Below are 18,514 nucleotides of genomic sequence, written 5' to 3' on the forward strand. Positions count from 1 at the left end.
CGCTGCCGCGCTCAGGTGCAGCCGTCGGCGAGCAACAGTCTGCTCGTCGTCGTGGCATGGCGCAGCTTGAACAGGGCCTGAGCGTCGGGATCATCCAGGAAGGCCTGCGCGTCCGCGCGTTCCGGAAATTCGATGATGACGAGACGCTCGGGCGTCCAGTCGCCTTCGATTGCGGTCGGCTCGATGCCGCGGACGATGTATCGCCCCGAATGCCTGGCGATGAAGGCCGGGATTTCAGCGATGTATCTCTTGAAGCCGGCAGGGTCATTCACCGACAGGTCGAGCACCAGATACGCCTTCAATCCTTGTCCCCCGAAGCGAGCAATGTCGTCTTCGATCAGCTAGAGCTCAGCAGCCATCTTCGCTAGCGTCGCGATGGTATTCATGTTGCGTGCGGTACCGGTCTTGGCGGCGGGGATCGCGAGCTTTGACGTTCCCATACCGTCGCCATAGTGCACGTAGATCTCGCGGCGGCCGAGCTTGATCTCTTCGTCCTTTTGACCGCGAATGCCAGCAAGCGCGTCTGCCGGCGGTGGCTTGTCGAGGAAAATCGCAACCGTGCGGTTCGGTGCCATCTTTGGGAATGGATTGTCGGCCGCGACTTGCGCCATCTCGGCCGCGCTGCGCACGAGCACGCCGACCGGCGCGCCCGCATAGGTGTGCAGGCGCTTTTCCAACGCAGCCTTGATCGCGGTTTCAGATTTGCGGCTCGTGAAGACCACATTGCCGCTGGCGATGTAGGTGCGCACGGCACCCAAACCGAGCTCTTCGCACATCGCCTTGAGCTCGGTCATCGGCAGCTTGCCGGTGCCTCCGACATTGACCGCGCGCAGCAGGGCTACAAACGCGGCCATGTCATGCTTACCGCACGTTGGCGAGGCGCATGTCGAGATAGGCTGTGATGGTTTCCATCAGCGGCTCGAGCTTGGCGTCGAAGAAGTGGTTGGCGCCGGGGATGACCTGCTGGTCGATCACGATGCCCTTCTGTGTCTTCAGCTTCTCGACCAGCGTGTTGACATCCTTCGGCGGCACCACCGCGTCCTTCTCGCCATGCACGATCAGGCCCGACGACGGGCAGGGCGCAAGGAACGAGAAGTCGTAGAGGTTCGCGGGCGGCGCGATCGAGATGAAGCCTTCGACCTCGGGGCGGCGCATCAGAAGCTGCATGCCGATCCACGCGCCGAAGGAGAAGCCGGCGACCCAGCAGGCGCGCGCCTCGGGATTGATGGTCTGCGCCCAGTCGAGAGCCGCCGCCGCATCCGACAATTCGCCGGTGCCGTGATCGAACGAGCCCTGGCTGCGGCCGACGCCGCGGAAGTTGAAGCGCAGCACCGAGAAGCCGCGATGCGCGAAGGCGTAGTAGCACTGGTACACGATCTGATGGTTCATCGTGCCGTGAAACTGCGGATGCGGATGCAGGATCATCGCGATCGGCGCGTTCTTCTGCTTGGCCGGGTGATAGCGGCCTTCGAGACGGCCGGCGGGGCCAGTGAAAATGACTTCAGGCATGGATGATCTCTTGATTGATGTCCTGGAGAGACGGTTCTCCGCAATCAACCGATTGTGGCCTCATCGGCAGCGACGCCGGCGAGAGCGCGAATGGAAGGACGAGAAGGCGTGCGCCTCGCGGTGATGCGCAAATGGCGCGCGTTGACTTGACGGTGCGCGTTCTAACATAGGCGGCGGGGCTAAAAGCAAGCATCTTCGACATCTGCCAATTTGCTCAAGAACTTAGCCGGTCATCGCGGTGTCATGCCCAAGGCGGCCGGGATGAATCGGGGCAATGGCCCGCCTCGCATCCGTGGCGGCAACTGATTGGAATCACGATCGTTTATCGATCGCTCGGGCGATTTGGCGAGCGATTCACACGGGCGCCGTGCGCCCTCCGAGCGCGGCGACCGCGGGCCGGTAGCGGCGGCTGCCCCCAAGCGTTTGCCCGTTGTCGAATGTGAGCTCGAAATCTCCTGACGGCTTGAACTCCACGCCGCTCACGCGGTCGAGATTGGCGAGCCGGGTCCGGTGCACGCGCACGATGGCGAAGCGGGCGAGCTCGCTTTCGGTCGCAGCCAGCGTGCCGCGGATCAGGTGCTGGGTGCCGTTGGCGAGGATGTATTCGATGTAATTGCCGGCGGAGGCGACCCAGAGGATGTCACGCGGCGCGACGCGGATGCGGCTGGTGCCGTCCCGGAGCCAGATCAGATCGGATGAGGGTTGCTCCTGCGGAGCGGCCGGCATGGACGCAGGGGCGCGCGCGGCCTTCCTCAGCTCACGCCGGCTTTCGATCAGCCAGAGCGTTGCCCCAAGCAGCAACGCGGTCACGGCATCCTTGCGGAACTCGTACAGGACCGTCGCCAGCGAGAAGTGGAAGTCGTAGGTGCCTCCAGCGAGCCAAAGCAGGAGTTTCCGCAAGCCCACCATGCCGGTAATGTGGAGGGCTGAGCTCGACTTTGGCCGATTTATGCGGCGTAGGCGAGCGCGTTCTCCATCCGGCGCCAGATATGGCGCGGAATTTCTATACTGTTCCGGCGCGGCCGGGACATGAAAGAAATCTGATGAGCCCATATTTGGCGTCGGACGGATGCGATCGCATCGCTAAAGGTCAGCGCGGCTTTTGGATACCAAGCCGCGGTTCTGGGCTTGAGCTTTTGTGCCTTGGCGAGGTCGTGGGTCCATAGCGTGACGATGGAGTAGAGGCCGAGCAAGATCGGGGTAGTGCGCAGAATGGCTTTGTCCGACCATTGGCGCTGGGTCTCGACACCGAGGTGAGCGCGAACTTCCTCGAAGGTGACTTCGACCTGCCAGCGAGTGACGAACCAGGCGAGGATGTCGCGGGGAAGAGCGTTGAGATCGGTCGCCAGGAAGGCCTGCGGGTCGAACTCGCCGGTTGGGTCGCGGACGAGAAGCCAGCGGATCGGTACCGGCGGAACGCCGCCGCGATACCACAGAGCGGTGCCGGTTGCGATCTCGACAATGCGATTGGTTCGGCCGTACCAGAGACTGACCCGGTAGCGCGTCCAGGACACGTTGCGATCCTTGAGGATGGCAGAGAGTTTTTTGTGGGGCTTACCTCGGATTGGAGGGCGGCCACGACCTTTGCGCTTTGGTCGGGGAAATTCGAACAGGTTGGCATCGAGGCGCAGGCGGGTGACAATGCAGACATGCTTGCGGACAGCGGCAAGGAACTCGATGGCGGCAAAGGCGCTGTCGGCGACCAGTACGATATATCGATCGGGCAGCCAACGATGGATTTGCCAAGCAGCCTGGCGGGCCCAATCGAGCAGCGTCTTGGGCGAGCGCGACTTGCCGTCATAGAAGCGTTTGGAGGGGGCGAGCAGTGTGAGGAAGGGCAGCGCCATGATGCGATCGGCCCACGGCACGCGCACCAGCAACATGGCGGAAAGCCAGCGCAGACCGCTGGCTTTGACGAAGTGCCCCTTGGAGGAGCGCACCGGGTCGCGATAGATGCCGCGGGCGCTGATCTTGGGTCCCCAGCGCCGCTCGATGGTGTCATCGAGCCCGATCACCACTGGCTCGCCGGCCGCCACGAAGACCTTGATCAGCAGGAGCAGCAGGCGGCCTGCCGCGGCCCGCGACGACCACGCCGCCCGGTTGAGGACGCGATGGAAAGTACAGAAATCGGGATCGCGCTCTCGCCCGAGGATGCGCAGCGCCGCCGTGACAGTGCGCCGGCCGGGCGCCAGGATAACGCCGGCGAGCAGCATCAGAACATTCGGCCAGGTAGGACGCGTGAACAGATCGGTGAAGACTGCAAGCCGGGCTGCAAAACGCGGCGGCAGCGGATCGCAAGAGCGGGGAAGAAGACGGGCGTGTTGCATCCCATCGGTAGAATCGGCATGTTGAATCGCGGCAACCTCGTCCAGCTGCGACAAATTGAATCGGCAAACCGATCCACTCTGGCCCGCGCGGCACCGATCGAGCACATTGAGCGCTATGGCAAAATCCGACCCAACGCTTGCCCAGATTGCTGCTCAGTTCACGCATCACGACATAGAAAAGAGCCGTAGCGGTTATTTAGTTATCAACCGTCGGACTTCAAATCCGGTCGCACGGCTGCGCCCCATTCCAGATACCGATCGCTTCGAGCTCTTCTACTGGTCGAACGTGAAGGGGCGCTGGACAACCTTTGGCAATATGGGGCGCATGAAACTCATGCTCACGAGCGCTCATGAAATCGTCGAGAACGATCCCATGTTCAGGGGTCCGCGTATCCCATGAACGAGTTCAAAATTGGCCAAAGTCAAGCTGAGAAGCCGAGCAGGGCGGCCGCAGCGATTCCGATCCGCGCCACCAAGACCTTCGTCTCGCGCATGCGCCGAACGGCCAGCGCCAGGATCGGCACCAGCAGCAGGATGACGCTGATGCTCGACAGCTCCCAAAACAACCGCTGGCCGACATTGGAGCTGTCGCCACGCCAGGCGGCGTCCTGTGCGCCTGACAGTGCATTGACGATACCGATGGCAAGCGCGACGGCTGCGATGGTCGCGAACGTCGTCCACTCGCCGCCGCCGATCCCACCGCGCCAACCGCTCGTCCCGGCCGGGGACGATTCGTCCCCTCGCGCCCGGTTCTGATCCCAAACCGTCTCGACGCGCTCCGTTTCGGGGGCATTTTGGCCGTCAGCCATGGCCCGAAAACCGCGTTTGTCTTTCCGTCAAGGAGCAGAACACCATGTCAACACCGCAGCAATCAGCAAACTCGGAACGACGCATCGATCTGGATTGGGTGCGGATTTTAGCCTTTGGGTCGCTGATCTTCTACCACGTCGGCATGCTCTACGTGTCCTGGGGATTTCACATCAAGAGCGAGCACCGGCTGACCTGGCTGGAGCCAGCGATGCTGGTGCTCAATCCCTGGCGGCTGTCGCTGCTGTTCCTGGTTTCCGGGGTCGCCAGCCGCGTCATGCTGGGGAAAGTTCGCTTGGCTGCCTTCGCCCGTGCTCGATCGGCGCGGCTTCTGATCCCGCTGATCTTCGGCATGCTCGTGATCGTGCCGCCGCAATCCTATCTCCAGATCGTCGAGAGCCTCGGCTATCCCCAAGCCTCTTATCTCCAAGGTTTCGCTGATTATTACGTCCACCATTATCTGGCGTTCGGGGCGCAGTTCTGTCCGAACCCCTGCATCGCGCAGCCGACCTGGAACCATCTCTGGTTCGTGATCTATCTCTGGGTCTACACCATGGCGCTGGCTGGCGTGTTGTGGGTGTGGCCGAAGGCTGCCGACTGGATGGGTGAGAGGATGGCGGCCGTCCTCGCCGGACCATGGCTGCTGGTGCTGCCCTGCCTGCTGTTTGCAGCCTGGCGGCTGTTTCTCTCGCCGATCTTCCCGTCGACTCATGCGCTGTTCGGTGACTGGTACAATCACGCGGACTACGCGAGTGCGTTCCTTATCGGCTTCCTGCTCGCCCGCCAGGATGGCATCTGGCGCGACATCGAGCGGCAACGATGGCTAGCGCTCACCGTGGCGGCTGGCTGCTTCACCATCTTCGTCGTTGTCTATGCCGGCTTGTTGGCGCCTTCGTCGGTGCCGAAATGGTTCGCGAGCTCCGTCTATGGCTGCTACCAATGGCTGGCGATGGCGGCGGTGCTCGGCTTTGCGCGGCGACATCTGAAGGCTGATGGCCCTGCGCGGCGCTATCTCACCGATGCGATCTTTCCCTATTACATCGTGCATCAGACTGCGATCATCATGATCGCACATGCGCTACGAGGCAGCGGGCTGTCTGCGGGAAGTGAGGCTGCGATCGTGATTGTCGGCACCGCGCTCGCCTGTCTCGTCACCTACGAGGTCGCGCGCCGGATCGCCTGGCTGCGGCCGCTGTTCGGACTGCGGATGGAGCCCCGTTCCGTTGGTCGAATTGCGCAGCAACAGCCGGCCTGATGCGCGATGGCTGCCGATTGGCGCCGGGGCAAAAGGTGCTAAGAGGGCGCCATGCCGAGCCGCGTCTATCTCGACTGGAATGCGACCACACCGCTGCGCGCCGAGGCGCGCGCAGCGATGCTGGCCGCTTACGAGCTGATCGGCAATCCGTCCTCGGTCCATGCCGAGGGACGCGAGGCGCGGCGGCTGATCGAGGACGCCCGTGGTACGCTAGCGGCGGCCGTCGGCGCGCTGCCGCGAAACGTGGTTTTCACCTCCGCCGGAACCGAGGCTAACGCGCTGGCGCTGTCGCCCGGCTTGCGCAGCCGATCGGGCGAACCGGTGCGGCGACTTCTGGTTTCCGCGGTCGAGCATGCCTCGGTGCTGGCGGGCGGCCGGTTTCCGGCCGACGACATTGGCCAGATCCGGGTCACGCGCTCAGGCGTCGTCGACCTCGACCATCTCCGGGCTCTGCTCGCTGATGGTCCGCCCGCACTGGTCTCGATCATGGCGGCCAACAACGAGACGGGGGCGCTCCAGCCTGTCGCCGAGGCGGCGCCGATTGTCCATGAGGCCGGCGGCCTCCTGCATGTCGATGCGATCCAGGCCCTTGGCAAAATTGCTTTCAATATTAACGCGCTAGGCGCGGACCTTGCGACCTTTTCTGGCCACAAGATCGGCGGTCCCAAGGGCGTCGGCGCGCTGGTCGTGGCCGAGGGACTGGCCGGGTTGGAACCGGTGCTGCGGGGCGGCGGACAGGAGCTCGGCCGGCGGGCGGGAACCGAGAATGTCGCCGGGATCTCCGGTTTCGGGGCTGCGGTGAAGGCCGCCCTTCAGGCTCTGCCGGAAGATGCGGAGCGGATGACAAGCCTAAGAGATCGCTTGGGAAATGGCCTTCGGGCTATTGCCGGGGCGACCATCTTCGCGGAAGATGGCAAGAGGTTGCCGAATACCGTCTTGTTCACGGCGCCGGGGCTCAAGGCCGAGACGGCCGTGATCGGCTTCGACCTCGAAGGCATCGCCGTATCCTCCGGTTCGGCGTGTTCCTCGGGCAAGGTCCAGCCGTCCCACGTGCTCTCGGCGATGGGGTATGATGCCACCGTCGCCCAGGGAGCGGTGCGCCTCAGTCTGGGCTGGTCCACGCAACCTGATGACATCAATAGGGCGTTAGAGGCTTGGCGAAAGCTCGGTAATACCCTACTTAGAGGCTAAGCGATGAAACACGGCTTGAACGGTTCTAAGCCCGTGCTTTCCGCACAGAAACATCGTAATACTCGTCCGAGTTTGATCCACCGCGGTCCTTGAAACCGCGAGCGGAGGATAGAATGCCAGCCGTCCAAGAGACGGTCGAGCGCGTCAAGCGCATCGACGTCGACCAGTATCGTTATGGGTTTGAGACCCAGATCGAGTCCGACAAGGCCCCCAAGGGGCTGTCCGAAGACACCATCAGGTTCATCTCCGAGAAGAAGAACGAGCCCGCCTGGATGCTCCAGTGGCGGCTCGAAGCCTATCGGCGCTGGCTGACCATGACCGAGCCGACCTGGGCACGTGTCGACTATCCCAAGATCGACTTCCAGGATCTCTATTACTACGCGGCGCCGAAGCCGAAGAAGACGGTCACCTCGCTCGACGAGATCGATCCGGAGATTCTCAAGACCTACGAGAAGCTCGGCATTCCCCTGCGGGAAGTCGCCATGCTCGAAGGCGTCGAGCCCAAGCCCGGCGAGGAAGATCCGGCGCGCCGCAAGATAGCGGTCGATGCGGTCTTCGATTCGGTTTCGGTCGCGACCACCTTCAAGGCAGAGCTGAAGAAGGCCGGCGTGATCTTCATGCCGATCTCGGAGGCCATCCGCGAACATCCCGAGCTGGTGCAGAAGTATCTGGGCTCGGTGGTTCCGACGTCCGACAATTTCTATGCGACGCTGAACTCGGCGGTGTTCTCCGACGGCTCGTTCGTCTACGTGCCGCCGGGCGTGCGCTGCCCGATGGAGCTGTCGACCTATTTCCGCATCAACGAGCGCAACACCGGTCAGTTCGAGCGCACGCTGATCATCGCCGACAAGGGCGCCTACGTCAGCTATCTCGAAGGCTGCACCGCGCCGCAGCGCGACGAGAACCAGCTGCATGCCGCCGTGGTCGAGCTCGTCGCGCATGACGACGCCGAGATCAAATACTCGACGGTGCAGAACTGGTACCCGGGCAATTCGGAAGGCAAGGGCGGCATCTACAATTTCGTCACCAAGCGTGGTGACTGCCGCGGCAACAACTCCAAGATCTCCTGGACTCAGGTCGAGACCGGTTCGGCGATCACCTGGAAGTATCCGAGCTGCATTCTCCGCGGCGACAATTCCCGCGGCGAGTTCTACTCGATCGCGATCTCGAACGGCTTCCAGCAGGTCGATTCGGGCACCAAGATGATCCACCTCGGCAAGAACACGTCGAGCCGCATCATCTCGAAGGGCATCGCCGCCGGCAAGTCGCAGAACACTTATCGCGGTCTCGTTACGGCGCATCGGAAAGCGACCGGCGCGCGCAACTTCACCGCCTGCGATTCCCTGCTGATCGGCGACAAATGCGGCGCGCACACCGTGCCGTACATCGAAGCCAAGAACTCCTCGGCGACGTTCGAGCACGAGGCGACGACGTCGAAGATCTCCGAGGACGTGTTGTTCTACTGCGTCCAGCGTGGCCTCAGCCAGGAAGAAGCCGTCGGCCTCGTCGTCAACGGCTTCGTCAAGGACGTGCTGCAGCAACTGCCGATGGAGTTCGCGGTGGAAGCGCAGAAGCTGATCTCGATCTCGCTTGAAGGGTCGGTTGGCTAATTACCGACCCTCGCGGTGCGCATCTCGCGCTCCAACATCAATTGAATAAACTGGATACCAAGATGGCTTTGCTTGAAGTGAAAGACCTGAAGGTTCGTGTCGAGGAGCGTGAGATCCTCCACGGGCTGACGCTGACCGTGAACGAGGGCGAGATTCACGCGATCATGGGGCCGAACGGCTCCGGCAAGTCGACGCTCTCGCATGTCATCGCCGGCAAGCCCGGCTATGAGGTCACCGATGGCCAGATCCTGTTCAAGGGCGAGGACCTGCTGGAGATGTCGCCGGACGAGCGCGCCGCCAAGGGCGTGTTCTTGGCGTTCCAGTATCCGGTCGAGATCCCCGGCGTCGCCACCATGACCTTCCTGCGCACTGCGCTGAACGCGCAGCGCAAGGCGCGCGGCGAGAGCGAATATTCGACGCCTGACTTCCTGAAGAAGGTCCGCGAGGTCTCGAAGTCGCTGAACATCCCGCAGGACATGCTCAAGCGCGGCGTCAATGTCGGCTTCTCCGGCGGCGAGAAGAAACGCAACGAGGTGCTGCAGATGGCGCTGTTCGAGCCGAGCCTCTGCATCCTCGACGAGATGGATTCCGGCCTCGACATCGACGCGCTGCGCATCGCGGCCGATGGCGTCAACGCGCTGCATTCGCCCAAGCGCGCGATGGTCGTCATCACCCACTATCAGCGCCTCCTCAACTACATCGTGCCCGACATCGTGCACGTGATGTCGAAGGGCCGCGTCGTGAAGAGCGGCGGCAAGGAATTGGCGCTCGAGCTGGAAGCGTCCGGCTACACCCAATTCGAGGATGCCGCGTAAGGAATGTTGCAATGAACGTTGCTGTGGCAAAGACCGGAAAGGGCCGCGCGGTGAGCGATCTCTTCACCAGCGCCGAAGGCCGTTTGCCGGGTGCGCCGACCGTGATCGCAGCGCGCCGCGAGGCGTTCGAGACCTATGAGCGTCTCGGCCTGCCGCACCGCCGGATCGAGGAATGGAAATACACCGACCTGCGCGCGCTGGTCGGCGAGGTGCTGCCGCTCGCAGCCGCGCCGGATGCGGCCGCTCTGAAGCGTGCTGCGGACGCCGTGAAGGCGCATGCGATCGCCGGCGCCCGCAAGCTGGTGCTGGTCGACGGCGTGTTCGCGGGCGATCTGTCCGACGTCAAGGCGCTCGCCGGTGAAGCGGGCTTCAAGACGTCGCGGGAGATGCTGGAGAAGGATGCCGGCCTGCTGAAGACCGCGTCCACCGACGCCGTGATCGCGCTGAACGCGGCGATGGCGACCGATGGCGTGGTGCTGTCGATTGCCGACGGCGCGCAGCTGTCCGCACCGATCCAGATCATCCACATCGCGACGGCCGCTTCCGCATCCAGCTTCACCCGTTCGCAGGTCGCGATCGGGAAGGGCGCCCGCGCCACCATCGTCGAGACCTTCGTTGCCGCTGGCGCCAACGCCTACCAGATCAATGACGCCGTGCTCGTCACGGTCGGCGACGATGCGGATGTCGCACACATTCGCCTGATGGACGATGCGCCCGACGCGCTGAACGTCTCGTCGCATTTCGTCACCGTCGGCGCCAATGTGAAGTTCAACTTCTTCAACATGACGACCGGCGCGGCGGTCAGCCGCCTGCAGGGATTCATCACGCTGGCAGGCGAGGGCAGTGAGCTCTCCGCCAACGGCGTGAACTTGTTGCAGAAGACTGAGCATGGCGACACCACGCTGGTCGTCGACCACGCCGTGCCGAACTGTGTCAGCCGCGAAGTCTTCCGCGCCGTGATCGACGATCGCGCCCATTCGGTGTTCCAGGGCCGCATCATCGTTCGTCCCGATGCGCAGAAGACCGACGGCAAGATGATGACCCGCGCGCTGCTGCTCTCGGACGAAGCCGAGGCCGACAACAAGCCGGAGCTGGAAATCTTTGCCGACGACGTCTCCTGCGGCCACGGCGCCACTGCCGGCGCGCTGGACGACAGCCTGCTGTTCTATCTGAAGGCGCGCGGCCTGCCCGAGAAGCAGGCCCAGGCGCTGCTGATCCAGGCCTTTGTCGGCGAAGCCGTCGAGCAGATCGCAGACGATGATTTGCGCGAGCATGTGATCGGCATTGCCGAGCGCTGGCTGGAGCGCCGCCAATGAGCACGCATCCCGCGGTCAAGAACGGTGCCTACGACGTCGCGCGGGTGCGCCAGGACTTTCCTGCGCTCGCCATGCAGGTCTACGGCAAGCCGCTGGTCTATCTCGACAACGCGGCCTCCGCGCAGAAGCCGAGCGCCGTGCTCGACCGGATGACGCAGGCCTACACGAGCGAATACGCCAACGTGCATCGCGGCCTGCACTACCTCGCCAACGCCGCGACCGAAGCCTATGAGGGCGGTCGCACCAAGGCCGCGCAGTTCATCAACGCTGCCCGCACCGAGGAAGTGATCTTCACCCGCAATGCGACTGAGGCGATCAATCTGGTCGCTTCGTCCTGGGGCGGGCCGAACATCGGGGAAGGCGACGAGATCGTCATCTCGATCATGGAGCACCACTCCAACATCGTGCCTTGGCATTTCCTCAGGGAACGTCAGGGCGCGGTAATCAAGTGGGCGCCGGTCGACGATGAGGGCAACTTCCTGATCGACGAGTTCGAGAAGCTGCTGACGTCGAAGACCAAGCTGGTCGCGATCACGCAGATGTCGAATGCGCTCGGCACCATCGTGCCGGTCAAGGACGTCGTGAAGATTGCGCATGCCCGCGGCATTCCCGTGCTGGTCGACGGCAGCCAGGGCGCTGTGCATTTGCCGGTCGACGTTCAGGACATCGGCTGCGACTTCTACGTCTTCACCGGCCACAAGGTGTACGGGCCGACCGGCATCGGCGTGCTCTGGGCCAAGTACGACCACCTCGTCGCGATGCGCCCCTTCAATGGCGGCGGCGAGATGATCCGCGAGGTCTCGCGCGAGATCGTCACCTATGGCGATCCCCCGCACAAGTTCGAGGCGGGCACGCCGGCGATCGTCGAGGCCGTCGGCCTTGGCGCGGCCATCGATTACGTTAATTCGATCGGCAAGGAGCGCATCGCCGCACACGAGGCCGATCTCACCGCCTACGCCCAGGAGAAGCTGCGCGAGATCAACTCGCTTCGGCTGATCGGTACGGCACGCGGCAAGGGCCCTGTGATCTCCTTCGAGCTGAAGGGTGCGCACGCCCACGACGTCGCCACCGTGATCGACCGTCAGGGCATCGCGGTCCGCGCCGGCACCCATTGCGTGATGCCGCTTTTAGAGCGGTTCAACGTGACCGCCACCTGCCGCGCCTCGTTCGGCATGTATAATACGCGGGAAGAAGTCGATCATCTGGCACAGGCGCTGTTGAAGGCGCGGGATTTGTTCGCATGAGTGACACGGCCGAAATCAAAGCCAATCCGATGGAAACTCATTCGGCGCTGCCGCCGGAGGAGACCGAACGCCTGACCACCGAGATCATCGCGGGCCTCAAGACCGTGTTCGATCCGGAAATCCCGGCCGACATCTACGAGCTTGGCCTGATCTACAAGGTCGAGATCAAGGACGATCGTTCCGTCGACGTCCAGATGACGCTGACGACGCCGAACTGCCCGGCCGCCGGCGAGCTGCCGACCATGGTCGAGAACGCGGTCGCCAGCGTTCCCGGCGTCGGCGTGGTCGACGTCAAGGTGGTCTGGGAGCCGGCCTGGTCGCCGGAACGCATGAGCGACGAGGCCCGCCTCGTCCTCAACATGTGGTGACGCGTAACTCTGGCATTGAATTCGTTCAGCAACGGACCACATCACTGACATGACACAGATTTCGTCCGGCTCGACACCAGCATCCACTCCGAAGCCGCGGCGGCCCCGCCCGCAGGTGATGCGGTTGACGGATGCCGCTGCCCAGCGCATCTCCGAACTCACCCAGCGCGCCGATTCCGAGATCGTCGGCCTGCGGGTCGGCGTCAAGAACGGCGGCTGCGCCGGCCAGTCCTACACGGTCGAATACGCCCACGAGATCCGCGCGACCGATGAGGTCGTCGAGGACAAGGGCGTCAAGATCCTGGTCGACCCCAAGGCCGTGCTGTTCCTGCTCGGCACCGAGATGGACTACAAGGCCGACAAGATGCAGGCCCAGTTCGTCTTCAACAACCCCAACCAGATCTCTGCCTGCGGCTGCGGCGAATCGGTCGAGCTGCGTCCGGCCAAGATCGACGGGTAAACCCGGCTCGCGCCAATAACTCCGCCGTCGTCCCTGCGAACGCAGGGACCCATACCGCGCGATCTCTCTCTAGGGCGAGATATCCGTACCGGAGCTGGCACCACGACGAGTCTTCGCTAAACTCCTCCCTGTGGCTATGGCGACGAGCGCAAAGCGCTCGCGCTGGGGTCCTGGCTTTCGCCAGGACGATGCTGGGGAGAGAGTTGGGCCATGGACCGCGAATTCCTGATCGACCTGTTTTCCAGTTTCGGTCCCGTCACCGTGCGAAAGATGTTCTCCGGCCACGGCATTTCCGTCAACGGGGTCAACTTCGCGCTGTCCTTGCGCGCCGGCCTGTTCTTCCGGGCCGATGAGATCACGATCCCCGACTTCGAAGCCGAAGGCTCAAAACCGTTCCAGTATTCCACCCGTGCCAAGACCGTGCTGGTGAACTCCTATTGGGAGCTGCCGGCGCGCCTGTTCGATGATTCCGAGGATTTTGTGCAGTGGGCGAGGGCGGCGCTTGCCGCCGCCCAGCGTGCCAAGGTCAGGAAGCGGCCGAAGCAGAAAGCTGCGGAATCGAAGAAGTCGGTTGCGAAGAAGAGACCGGCCGAGAAGGCAGCCAAGAAAACGGTGCGTAGGGTGGGCAAAGCGAAGCGTGCCCACGGGTAAGATCGTGGGCACGGCGCTTACGCGCCTTTGCCCACCCTACGAGACCTCAATCTGCGGCCTTGGTCAGGCCGACCCTCATATCCTTCGCGGTGAAGACGCACGCGCCGTCCGCAACCACACGCCCGTCGGCAATCCCGAGCACCAGCTTGCCGCGGCGGACCATGCGCATGGCGACCTCGTAGCGGACGGATCGCGTCTGTGGCGTGATGGCGCCCGTGACCTCGACTTCGCCGACGCCGATGGCGCGGCCCTTGCCCGGTGAGCCCGACCAGCCGAGCCAGTAGCCGACCATCTGCCACATCGCATCCAGGCCCAGACTTCCCGGCATCATCGCGTCACCGCGATAGTGACAATCGAAGAACCAGTGCTCCGGCGCAATGTCGAGCTCGCCGACGATATGGTCCTTGCGGAATTCGCCGCCGTCCAGGCTGATCTCGGTAATGCGGTCCATCATCAGCATCGGCGGAGCCGGCAATTGCGCATTGCCCGGGCCGAAATAGCCGCCCTCGCTCGATCTCAGCAGCTCGTCCTTGGTGTAGGACGGTTGTGGCGTGTGAAAATCATGCGGGTTTGGCAAGGCGACAGAACCTCTATGGGGGCACGGTCAGGTGCATGGGACCGGCGACACAGCCTCAGATGTCGTTCGTCCGGGAACAATGTCAAGCGCGCCATCGGACAGAAACTGCCGCGGCGATGTCAGGCTGCGGACGTGGTGAGGGCCGACGCGCAGATCCCGTACGACATGGACGCAGGTTTCGTCGGCGAGCACGCGCCCATCAGCGACGGTGAGGCGGCTCAGGCCACCACCCGGTTGTGCGTCTCGACCGCGTATTCGGGATCGACTTCGCAGATCACACGGTTGCGGCCGTTGCGCTTGGCCGCGTAGAGGCAGGCGTCGGCACGATCGATCAGCGTCTCGGTGTCGTCACCCTGCTTCAGCATGGAGACGCCGACGGAGATGGTGACGCGGCCGAGGATCTCGCCGGTCGACTTCTTCTTCAATTCCTTCGCCATCACGGCGCGGCGGATATGGTCGGCGACGGTGAGAGCCTGGCGCAGCGCGGTGTTGGGCAGCACGACTGCGAATTCCTCGCCGCCGTAGCGCGCGGTGATGTCCTGGCCCTTGATGGTCTGCTTCAGGGACAGGCCGACGAGCCGGAGCACCTGGTCGCCGGTGAGGTGGCCGTAGGAATCGTTGAACGATTTGAAATGGTCGATGTCGAACAGCAGCAGCGACAGCGGCTCGCCGCTCGCGAGCGCGCTCTGCACGGCCATGCCGATCATGCGGTCGAAATATTTGCGGTTGCCGAGACCCGTCAGCGGATCCGTCAGGCTCTCGGCGCGGATCGCTTCCAGGCTCTGCTGGAGATTGCTGATCTCGTTCTTTGCCAGGATGAGCCGATCTTCGAGCGTCTTGTTGCTCTCGCGCATGTCGCTTGTCGAACGGAGCAGGGATTCGATGATGGATTGGAGCTGATCGGCCTTTTTGGCCAATGACAGATCCTTCGCCGCGCCCGACAGGCTCGCGTCGTAAGAGCTGGTCACTCCGAGTGCTTCGCTCAGCACCTCCACGACGTCGTCGATCTCGCCGATGACGCGCGCTCCGACCTTGTCGATGCGGTCGGTCGTTTTGATGTGGGAGAGATAGGTGTCGTAGATCTGCTCGAGATCGGCTTCGGTCAGCTTGCCGTTGCGCGCCAGCGTCTCGTTGATGATCTTGTTGAGCGGGGCATTGTAGCCGGTCGCGTAGACGTACCAGATCTCGTAATTGCGGGGGATTGCGGTCTGCTTCAGCGACCGGATCTGACCGAGCGCCACCTCGGCGAACGCCATCGTGCGTTCGTGTTCATCGAGAACCTTGACCACAGAACATACCCCACAGCGGTCGGTGCGCTAGCGACCGCAGCAATGCTTAAATTATGTTCGTAGGCTAACGGACGATCATGAACGGTCGGTAAACGGGCGACCGTCCAACTTACGCGTGTGTCGCGGTGTCAGGCCCCGGCGGGGGAGCGGACCGGTCGGAGCAGGAAGGCCGGAAGATGCGAGTGATCGCCGGGCTCGGTATCGGCTTCGCGCTGGCGGCGCGGCTCGGGGCGGCCGATCGACGGCACATGCGAATTGTTGGCCTGCTGGCGCGCGCCATGACGCGGCTCAGAGGATTGCCTGGCTTCGCGCGGAGGCCTTGCCTCGCGAGCAGGCCGCGCTTCGCGCGCGGGCCGTGCTTCGGCAGCAGGTCTTGCATCCGACGAAGGCGTTGCTTCGGAGGCGTGTCGCGCCTCGCGCGGCTCGTGGCTGCGCTCACGGTCGCGACCGCGCTGCGGCTTGCCGCGTCCGCCGCGGGAACGTTCACGATCGCGGCCGCGCGATTCGCGCGGACGGTCGCTCTGCTCGCCCGACCCTGCATGCACCTCGTAATCGCCTTCGGCGCGGGGAATGCTCTGGCCGATCAGCTTTTCGATCGCCACCATCGACTTCTGGTCGAGCGGCGTCACGATCGAGATCGCGGTGCCGGTGCGACCGGCGCGGCCGGTGCGGCCGATGCGGTGAACGTAGTCGTCGGCGTGGTGGGGAACGTCGAAATTGAAGACGTGGCTGACCTCGGGAATGTCGAGGCCGCGGGCGGCGACGTCGGAGGCGACCAGGAGGGGGAGCTCACCCTTGCGGAACTGGTCGAGCGCGGCCATGCGGGCCGGCTGGTCCATGTCGCCATGTAGCGCGCCGACGCTGAAACCGTGCTTCTGAAGCGACTTGTGAACGATCGCGACTTCGCGCTTGCGATTGCAGAAGATGATCGCGTTCTTGAGATCCTTGGCCTCGCGCAGCAGGCGGCGCAGCAGCTCGCGCTTCTCGTGCGCCTCGCGCCCGGCAGGCACTTGCGACTGCGTGACGGTGACGGCGGTGGTGGCGGGCTTGGAGACTTCCACCTTCTGCGGGTTGTGCAGGAAGGCTTCGGTGATCCGCCGGATTTCCGGCGGCATGGTCGCGGTGAAGAACAGGGTCTGCCGCGTGAACGGGACGAGCTTGCAGATGCGCTCGATGTCGGGGATGAAGCCCATGTCCAGCATGCGGTCGGCTTCGTCGATGACGAGCAGCTCGACGCCGGTGAGCAGCAGGCCGCCGCGCTCGGTATGGTCGAGCAGCCGGCCCGGGGTGGCGATCAGCACGTCGACGCCGCGCATCAGCTTGGCATCCTGGTCGCCGAAGGAGACGCCGCCGATCAGCAGGGCGACGTTGAGTTTCTGGCCGGCGCCGTAGCGGTCGAAGTTTTCCTTCACCTGGGCTGCGAGCTCGCGGGTCGGCTCCAGGATCAGCGTGCGCGGCATGCGTGCGCGGGCGCGACCCTTTTCGAGGATGGTGAGCATCGGCAGCACGAAGGCCGCGGTCTTGCCGGTGCCGGTCTGGGCGATGCCGAGCACGTCCTTGCGTGCGAGGACGTGGGGGATCGCCTGTTCCTGAATGGGGGTAGGGGTGGTGTAACCGGTGGCCGCCACTGCGGCGAGGACTTTTTCGGAGAGTCCGAGATTGGAAAAGGACATTGAGCCTCTGGTCGAAACCGCCGTTCGGAATCGAGGGTAAAAAGGCTGTCGCGTTCCACCCCGAAACGGCGCGCTCTCAAAGAAGCTGGGGGTGCTGACTCACGCGAACAAAGCGCCAAGCTCAGGAATCGCTCTTCGATACCGAGCCGCGTCGACCCGGAACATAGGGCGGAATCGGCCAAAGTCAATGGAGCAGGCGCGGGAAGGCCCTAAAAACCCTCATGTTTTTGCCCAAATACCGGGCGCGGCAGGGCTTTTCGATGCGGGTAGCCGGCCCGGTGGTTAACGCGCCCCTGCGGCCTGGGCCCGGAAATCGCCCGGCGCCATGCCATAGGCGGCGTTGAAGACCCGGTAATAGGTCGCCAGGCTCTCGAAACCGCAGGCGCTGGCGATGTCGGCGATCAGCCGCTCCGGCGCTTCGCGCATCAAGCGGCGGCTCTGCTTCAGGCGCTCTTCCGTCACGGTCTGGGAGAAGCTGCGATCGGCGACCTCGAACAGCATGTGCAGATGGCGCACGGAGACGCCGAGCAGGTCGGCCACCTGCGTCGGCGCCAGATCGGGGTCTTGCAGATGGCGTGCGATTAGGCGCCGCGCCAGCGAGAGGCGGGCGGTCCGGAGCGCGGCCTGTCCGCGTCGGCTGCCCGGTCTGACGATGCCGCGCTCGATCAGCGCCAGATGCCCCAAGGCCTGCACGAGCGGGACGGCGCTGGACGACCCATCGTTGGCGGCCGCCTCGCCGAGGTCGGCAAAGCAGGCATCGAGCAGAGGTGCGAGCGCGGGATCGTTGAAAACCTTGGGCGCAAGCTCGCGCGTGCGCTTGTCCTGTGTCGCAAGGCCGCTGACGGGGATCTTCAGGATCCGCAGGTGGAAACCGGAATCGCCCAGCGGCCTCGTGCGGTAGGGCAGGTCGGTATGGCTGGTGGCAAAGGCGCCATTGGCGATCGCGAAATCGCTGGAGCGCATGCCGCCGAACCAACCGCCGCCGCCGAGCTGCTGGTAGACGCAGATGCTGTCGCCCGGCGCGTAGCCGATGTCGGCCTGGCTGCGCTCGACCGCGTAGGACGAGGCCTTCAGCTCCACAAGGGCGCCATTGCCGACCTGGCTCAGCGAGAACTCCCCGTAAAAGCCTGCGCGCTGTTCGCGCTCGAGCTCCGCCGTGACCCCGAATAGCCCCTTGGAGCGCACCTCGCGCCAAAAATCGAACCGGTCGTGAGGCTCGACCTCGTCAGTGCACCAGCGATACACGGCAGCCCCTCGTCTCAAACGGAATTCCGCCTAAGAAAGAGCAGATTCCGCAGGAATCTGCCATAGGCGAGATGATGGAACTGCAGGGACGAACGGGTTGAACCGCCGTTACGGCTGGGCCGACTATCACATCAACGGTGTAAGGCTCCGCATGGAGCCAACGGGGAGCCGTTCTGC

General features: G+C 63.9%; 20 protein-coding genes. 10 read left to right on the plus strand and 10 right to left on the minus strand.

The genetic code is table 11. The annotated features are described in order from the left end of the window. Nucleotides 1-11 precede the first annotated feature (11 nt). The 5 genes from NLM31_RS21350 to NLM31_RS21370 form a co-directional block, all read right to left on the minus strand. Nucleotides 12-302, minus strand: a complete 291-nt coding sequence (locus tag NLM31_RS21350) for a DUF1330 domain-containing protein (protein WP_254193547.1) — start codon at nt 300-302, stop codon at nt 12-14. 39 nt (nt 303-341) lie between these two features. Beyond that, nucleotides 342-854, minus strand: coding sequence for a DUF1697 domain-containing protein (locus tag NLM31_RS21355; protein WP_254131223.1), 513 nt, complete (start codon nt 852-854; stop codon nt 342-344). Nucleotides 855-861: 7 nt separating this feature from the next. Continuing rightward, nucleotides 862-1,509: an alpha/beta hydrolase gene (locus NLM31_RS21360; protein WP_014495555.1), complete on the minus strand. Its 648-nt coding sequence runs from the start codon at nt 1,507-1,509 to the stop codon at nt 862-864. A 354-nt stretch (nt 1,510-1,863) separates the two neighbouring features. Beyond that, entirely contained in the window at nt 1,864-2,409 is a 546-nt protein-coding gene (locus NLM31_RS21365; RefSeq protein ID WP_309143698.1) for a LytTR family DNA-binding domain-containing protein, read from the minus strand. Nucleotides 2,410-2,456: 47 nt separating this feature from the next. After that, nucleotides 2,457-3,836 (minus strand): transposase, encoded by a 1,380-nt coding sequence (locus NLM31_RS21370; RefSeq protein ID WP_254192027.1) that lies wholly within the window; start codon nt 3,834-3,836, stop codon nt 2,457-2,459. A gap of 115 nt (nt 3,837-3,951) precedes the next feature. On the opposite strand from NLM31_RS21370, the gene NLM31_RS21375 reads away from it, so the two are divergent. Then, nucleotides 3,952-4,236, plus strand: a complete 285-nt coding sequence (locus NLM31_RS21375) for a hypothetical protein (protein WP_254192028.1) — start codon at nt 3,952-3,954, stop codon at nt 4,234-4,236. 22 nt (nt 4,237-4,258) lie between these two features. On the opposite strand, the gene NLM31_RS21380 is transcribed toward NLM31_RS21375, so the two are convergent. Next, nucleotides 4,259-4,645, minus strand: coding sequence for a hypothetical protein (locus tag NLM31_RS21380; protein ID WP_254193548.1), 387 nt, complete (start codon nt 4,643-4,645; stop codon nt 4,259-4,261). A 44-nt stretch (nt 4,646-4,689) separates the two neighbouring features. On the opposite strand from NLM31_RS21380, the gene NLM31_RS21385 reads away from it, so the two are divergent. The 9 genes from NLM31_RS21385 to NLM31_RS21425 all read left to right on the plus strand — a co-directional run bounded on the left by NLM31_RS21385 (nt 4,690) and on the right by NLM31_RS21425 (nt 13,553). Continuing rightward, nucleotides 4,690-5,898, plus strand: a complete 1,209-nt coding sequence (locus tag NLM31_RS21385; RefSeq protein ID WP_254131225.1) for an acyltransferase family protein — start codon at nt 4,690-4,692, stop codon at nt 5,896-5,898. Between the two features lie 51 nt (nt 5,899-5,949). After that, nucleotides 5,950-7,089 carry a cysteine desulfurase family protein gene (locus tag NLM31_RS21390; RefSeq protein WP_254131226.1) on the plus strand — a complete coding sequence of 380 codons (1,140 nt, stop codon included), beginning with the start codon at nt 5,950-5,952 and terminating at the stop codon, nt 7,087-7,089. A gap of 113 nt (nt 7,090-7,202) precedes the next feature. After that, nucleotides 7,203-8,699 carry a Fe-S cluster assembly protein SufB gene (gene sufB, locus NLM31_RS21395; protein WP_254131227.1) on the plus strand — a complete coding sequence of 499 codons (1,497 nt, stop codon included), beginning with the start codon at nt 7,203-7,205 and terminating at the stop codon, nt 8,697-8,699. A 62-nt stretch (nt 8,700-8,761) separates the two neighbouring features. After that, nucleotides 8,762-9,514 carry a Fe-S cluster assembly ATPase SufC gene (gene sufC / locus NLM31_RS21400; RefSeq protein WP_254131228.1) on the plus strand — a complete coding sequence of 251 codons (753 nt, stop codon included), beginning with the start codon at nt 8,762-8,764 and terminating at the stop codon, nt 9,512-9,514. Between the two features lie 11 nt (nt 9,515-9,525). Beyond that, complete coding sequence (sufD, locus tag NLM31_RS21405; RefSeq protein ID WP_254131229.1) at nt 9,526-10,830, plus strand: Fe-S cluster assembly protein SufD; 1,305 nt, start codon at nt 9,526-9,528, stop codon at nt 10,828-10,830. After that, nucleotides 10,827-12,074, plus strand: coding sequence for a cysteine desulfurase (locus NLM31_RS21410; protein ID WP_254193549.1), 1,248 nt, complete (start codon nt 10,827-10,829; stop codon nt 12,072-12,074). Before sufD ends, NLM31_RS21410 begins: the two co-directional genes overlap by 4 nt. Then, on the plus strand, nt 12,071-12,442 hold the full coding sequence (locus tag NLM31_RS21415; RefSeq protein WP_148748806.1) for an SUF system Fe-S cluster assembly protein: 372 nt from the start codon (nt 12,071-12,073) through the stop codon (nt 12,440-12,442). The genes NLM31_RS21410 and NLM31_RS21415 overlap by 4 nt, the downstream gene beginning before the upstream one ends. A 49-nt stretch (nt 12,443-12,491) precedes the next feature. Further along, nucleotides 12,492-12,902, plus strand: a complete 411-nt coding sequence (locus NLM31_RS21420) for an iron-sulfur cluster assembly accessory protein (protein ID WP_254131231.1) — start codon at nt 12,492-12,494, stop codon at nt 12,900-12,902. 210 nt (nt 12,903-13,112) lie between these two features. Further along, complete coding sequence (locus tag NLM31_RS21425) at nt 13,113-13,553, plus strand: TfoX/Sxy family protein (protein ID WP_254193550.1); 441 nt, start codon at nt 13,113-13,115, stop codon at nt 13,551-13,553. Nucleotides 13,554-13,599: 46 nt separating this feature from the next. On the opposite strand, the gene fabA is transcribed toward NLM31_RS21425, so the two are convergent. The 4 genes from fabA to NLM31_RS21445 form a co-directional block, all read right to left on the minus strand. Then, nucleotides 13,600-14,130, minus strand: a complete 531-nt coding sequence (gene fabA, locus NLM31_RS21430; RefSeq protein WP_254193551.1) for a bifunctional 3-hydroxydecanoyl-ACP dehydratase/trans-2-decenoyl-ACP isomerase — start codon at nt 14,128-14,130, stop codon at nt 13,600-13,602. A 218-nt stretch (nt 14,131-14,348) separates the two neighbouring features. Then, nucleotides 14,349-15,419, minus strand: coding sequence for a GGDEF domain-containing protein (locus tag NLM31_RS21435; RefSeq protein WP_254131234.1), 1,071 nt, complete (start codon nt 15,417-15,419; stop codon nt 14,349-14,351). Nucleotides 15,420-15,547: 128 nt separating this feature from the next. Further along, nucleotides 15,548-17,092 (minus strand): DEAD/DEAH box helicase, encoded by a 1,545-nt coding sequence (locus NLM31_RS21440; protein WP_254131235.1) that lies wholly within the window; start codon nt 17,090-17,092, stop codon nt 15,548-15,550. Nucleotides 17,093-17,374: 282 nt separating this feature from the next. Further along, nucleotides 17,375-18,337, minus strand: coding sequence for a helix-turn-helix transcriptional regulator (locus NLM31_RS21445; protein ID WP_254193552.1), 963 nt, complete (start codon nt 18,335-18,337; stop codon nt 17,375-17,377). Nucleotides 18,338-18,514 lie beyond the last annotated feature (177 nt).

It is taken from the genome of Bradyrhizobium sp. CCGUVB4N, assembly GCF_024199945.1.
Lineage (GTDB): Bacteria > Pseudomonadota > Alphaproteobacteria > Rhizobiales > Xanthobacteraceae > Bradyrhizobium.

Coding starts and splice junctions, on each gene's coding strand:
- NLM31_RS21355 (WP_254131223.1), bottom strand. CDS start 854: ATGGCCGCGTTTGTAGCCCTGCTGCGCGCGGTCAATGTCGGAGGCACC.
- NLM31_RS21360 (WP_014495555.1), bottom strand. CDS start 1,509: ATGCCTGAAGTCATTTTCACTGGCCCCGCCGGCCGTCTCGAAGGCCGC.
- NLM31_RS21370 (WP_254192027.1), bottom strand. CDS start 3,836: ATGCAACACGCCCGTCTTCTTCCCCGCTCTTGCGATCCGCTGCCGCCG.
- NLM31_RS21375 (WP_254192028.1), top strand. CDS start 3,952: ATGGCAAAATCCGACCCAACGCTTGCCCAGATTGCTGCTCAGTTCACG.
- NLM31_RS21380 (WP_254193548.1), bottom strand. CDS start 4,645: ATGGCTGACGGCCAAAATGCCCCCGAAACGGAGCGCGTCGAGACGGTT.
- NLM31_RS21385 (WP_254131225.1), top strand. CDS start 4,690: ATGTCAACACCGCAGCAATCAGCAAACTCGGAACGACGCATCGATCTG.
- NLM31_RS21390 (WP_254131226.1), top strand. CDS start 5,950: ATGCCGAGCCGCGTCTATCTCGACTGGAATGCGACCACACCGCTGCGC.
- sufB (WP_254131227.1), top strand. CDS start 7,203: ATGCCAGCCGTCCAAGAGACGGTCGAGCGCGTCAAGCGCATCGACGTC.
- sufC (WP_254131228.1), top strand. CDS start 8,762: ATGGCTTTGCTTGAAGTGAAAGACCTGAAGGTTCGTGTCGAGGAGCGT.
- sufD (WP_254131229.1), top strand. CDS start 9,526: ATGAACGTTGCTGTGGCAAAGACCGGAAAGGGCCGCGCGGTGAGCGAT.
- NLM31_RS21410 (WP_254193549.1), top strand. CDS start 10,827: ATGAGCACGCATCCCGCGGTCAAGAACGGTGCCTACGACGTCGCGCGG.
- NLM31_RS21415 (WP_148748806.1), top strand. CDS start 12,071: ATGAGTGACACGGCCGAAATCAAAGCCAATCCGATGGAAACTCATTCG.
- NLM31_RS21420 (WP_254131231.1), top strand. CDS start 12,492: ATGACACAGATTTCGTCCGGCTCGACACCAGCATCCACTCCGAAGCCG.
- NLM31_RS21425 (WP_254193550.1), top strand. CDS start 13,113: ATGGACCGCGAATTCCTGATCGACCTGTTTTCCAGTTTCGGTCCCGTC.
- NLM31_RS21440 (WP_254131235.1), bottom strand. CDS start 17,092: ATGTCCTTTTCCAATCTCGGACTCTCCGAAAAAGTCCTCGCCGCAGTG.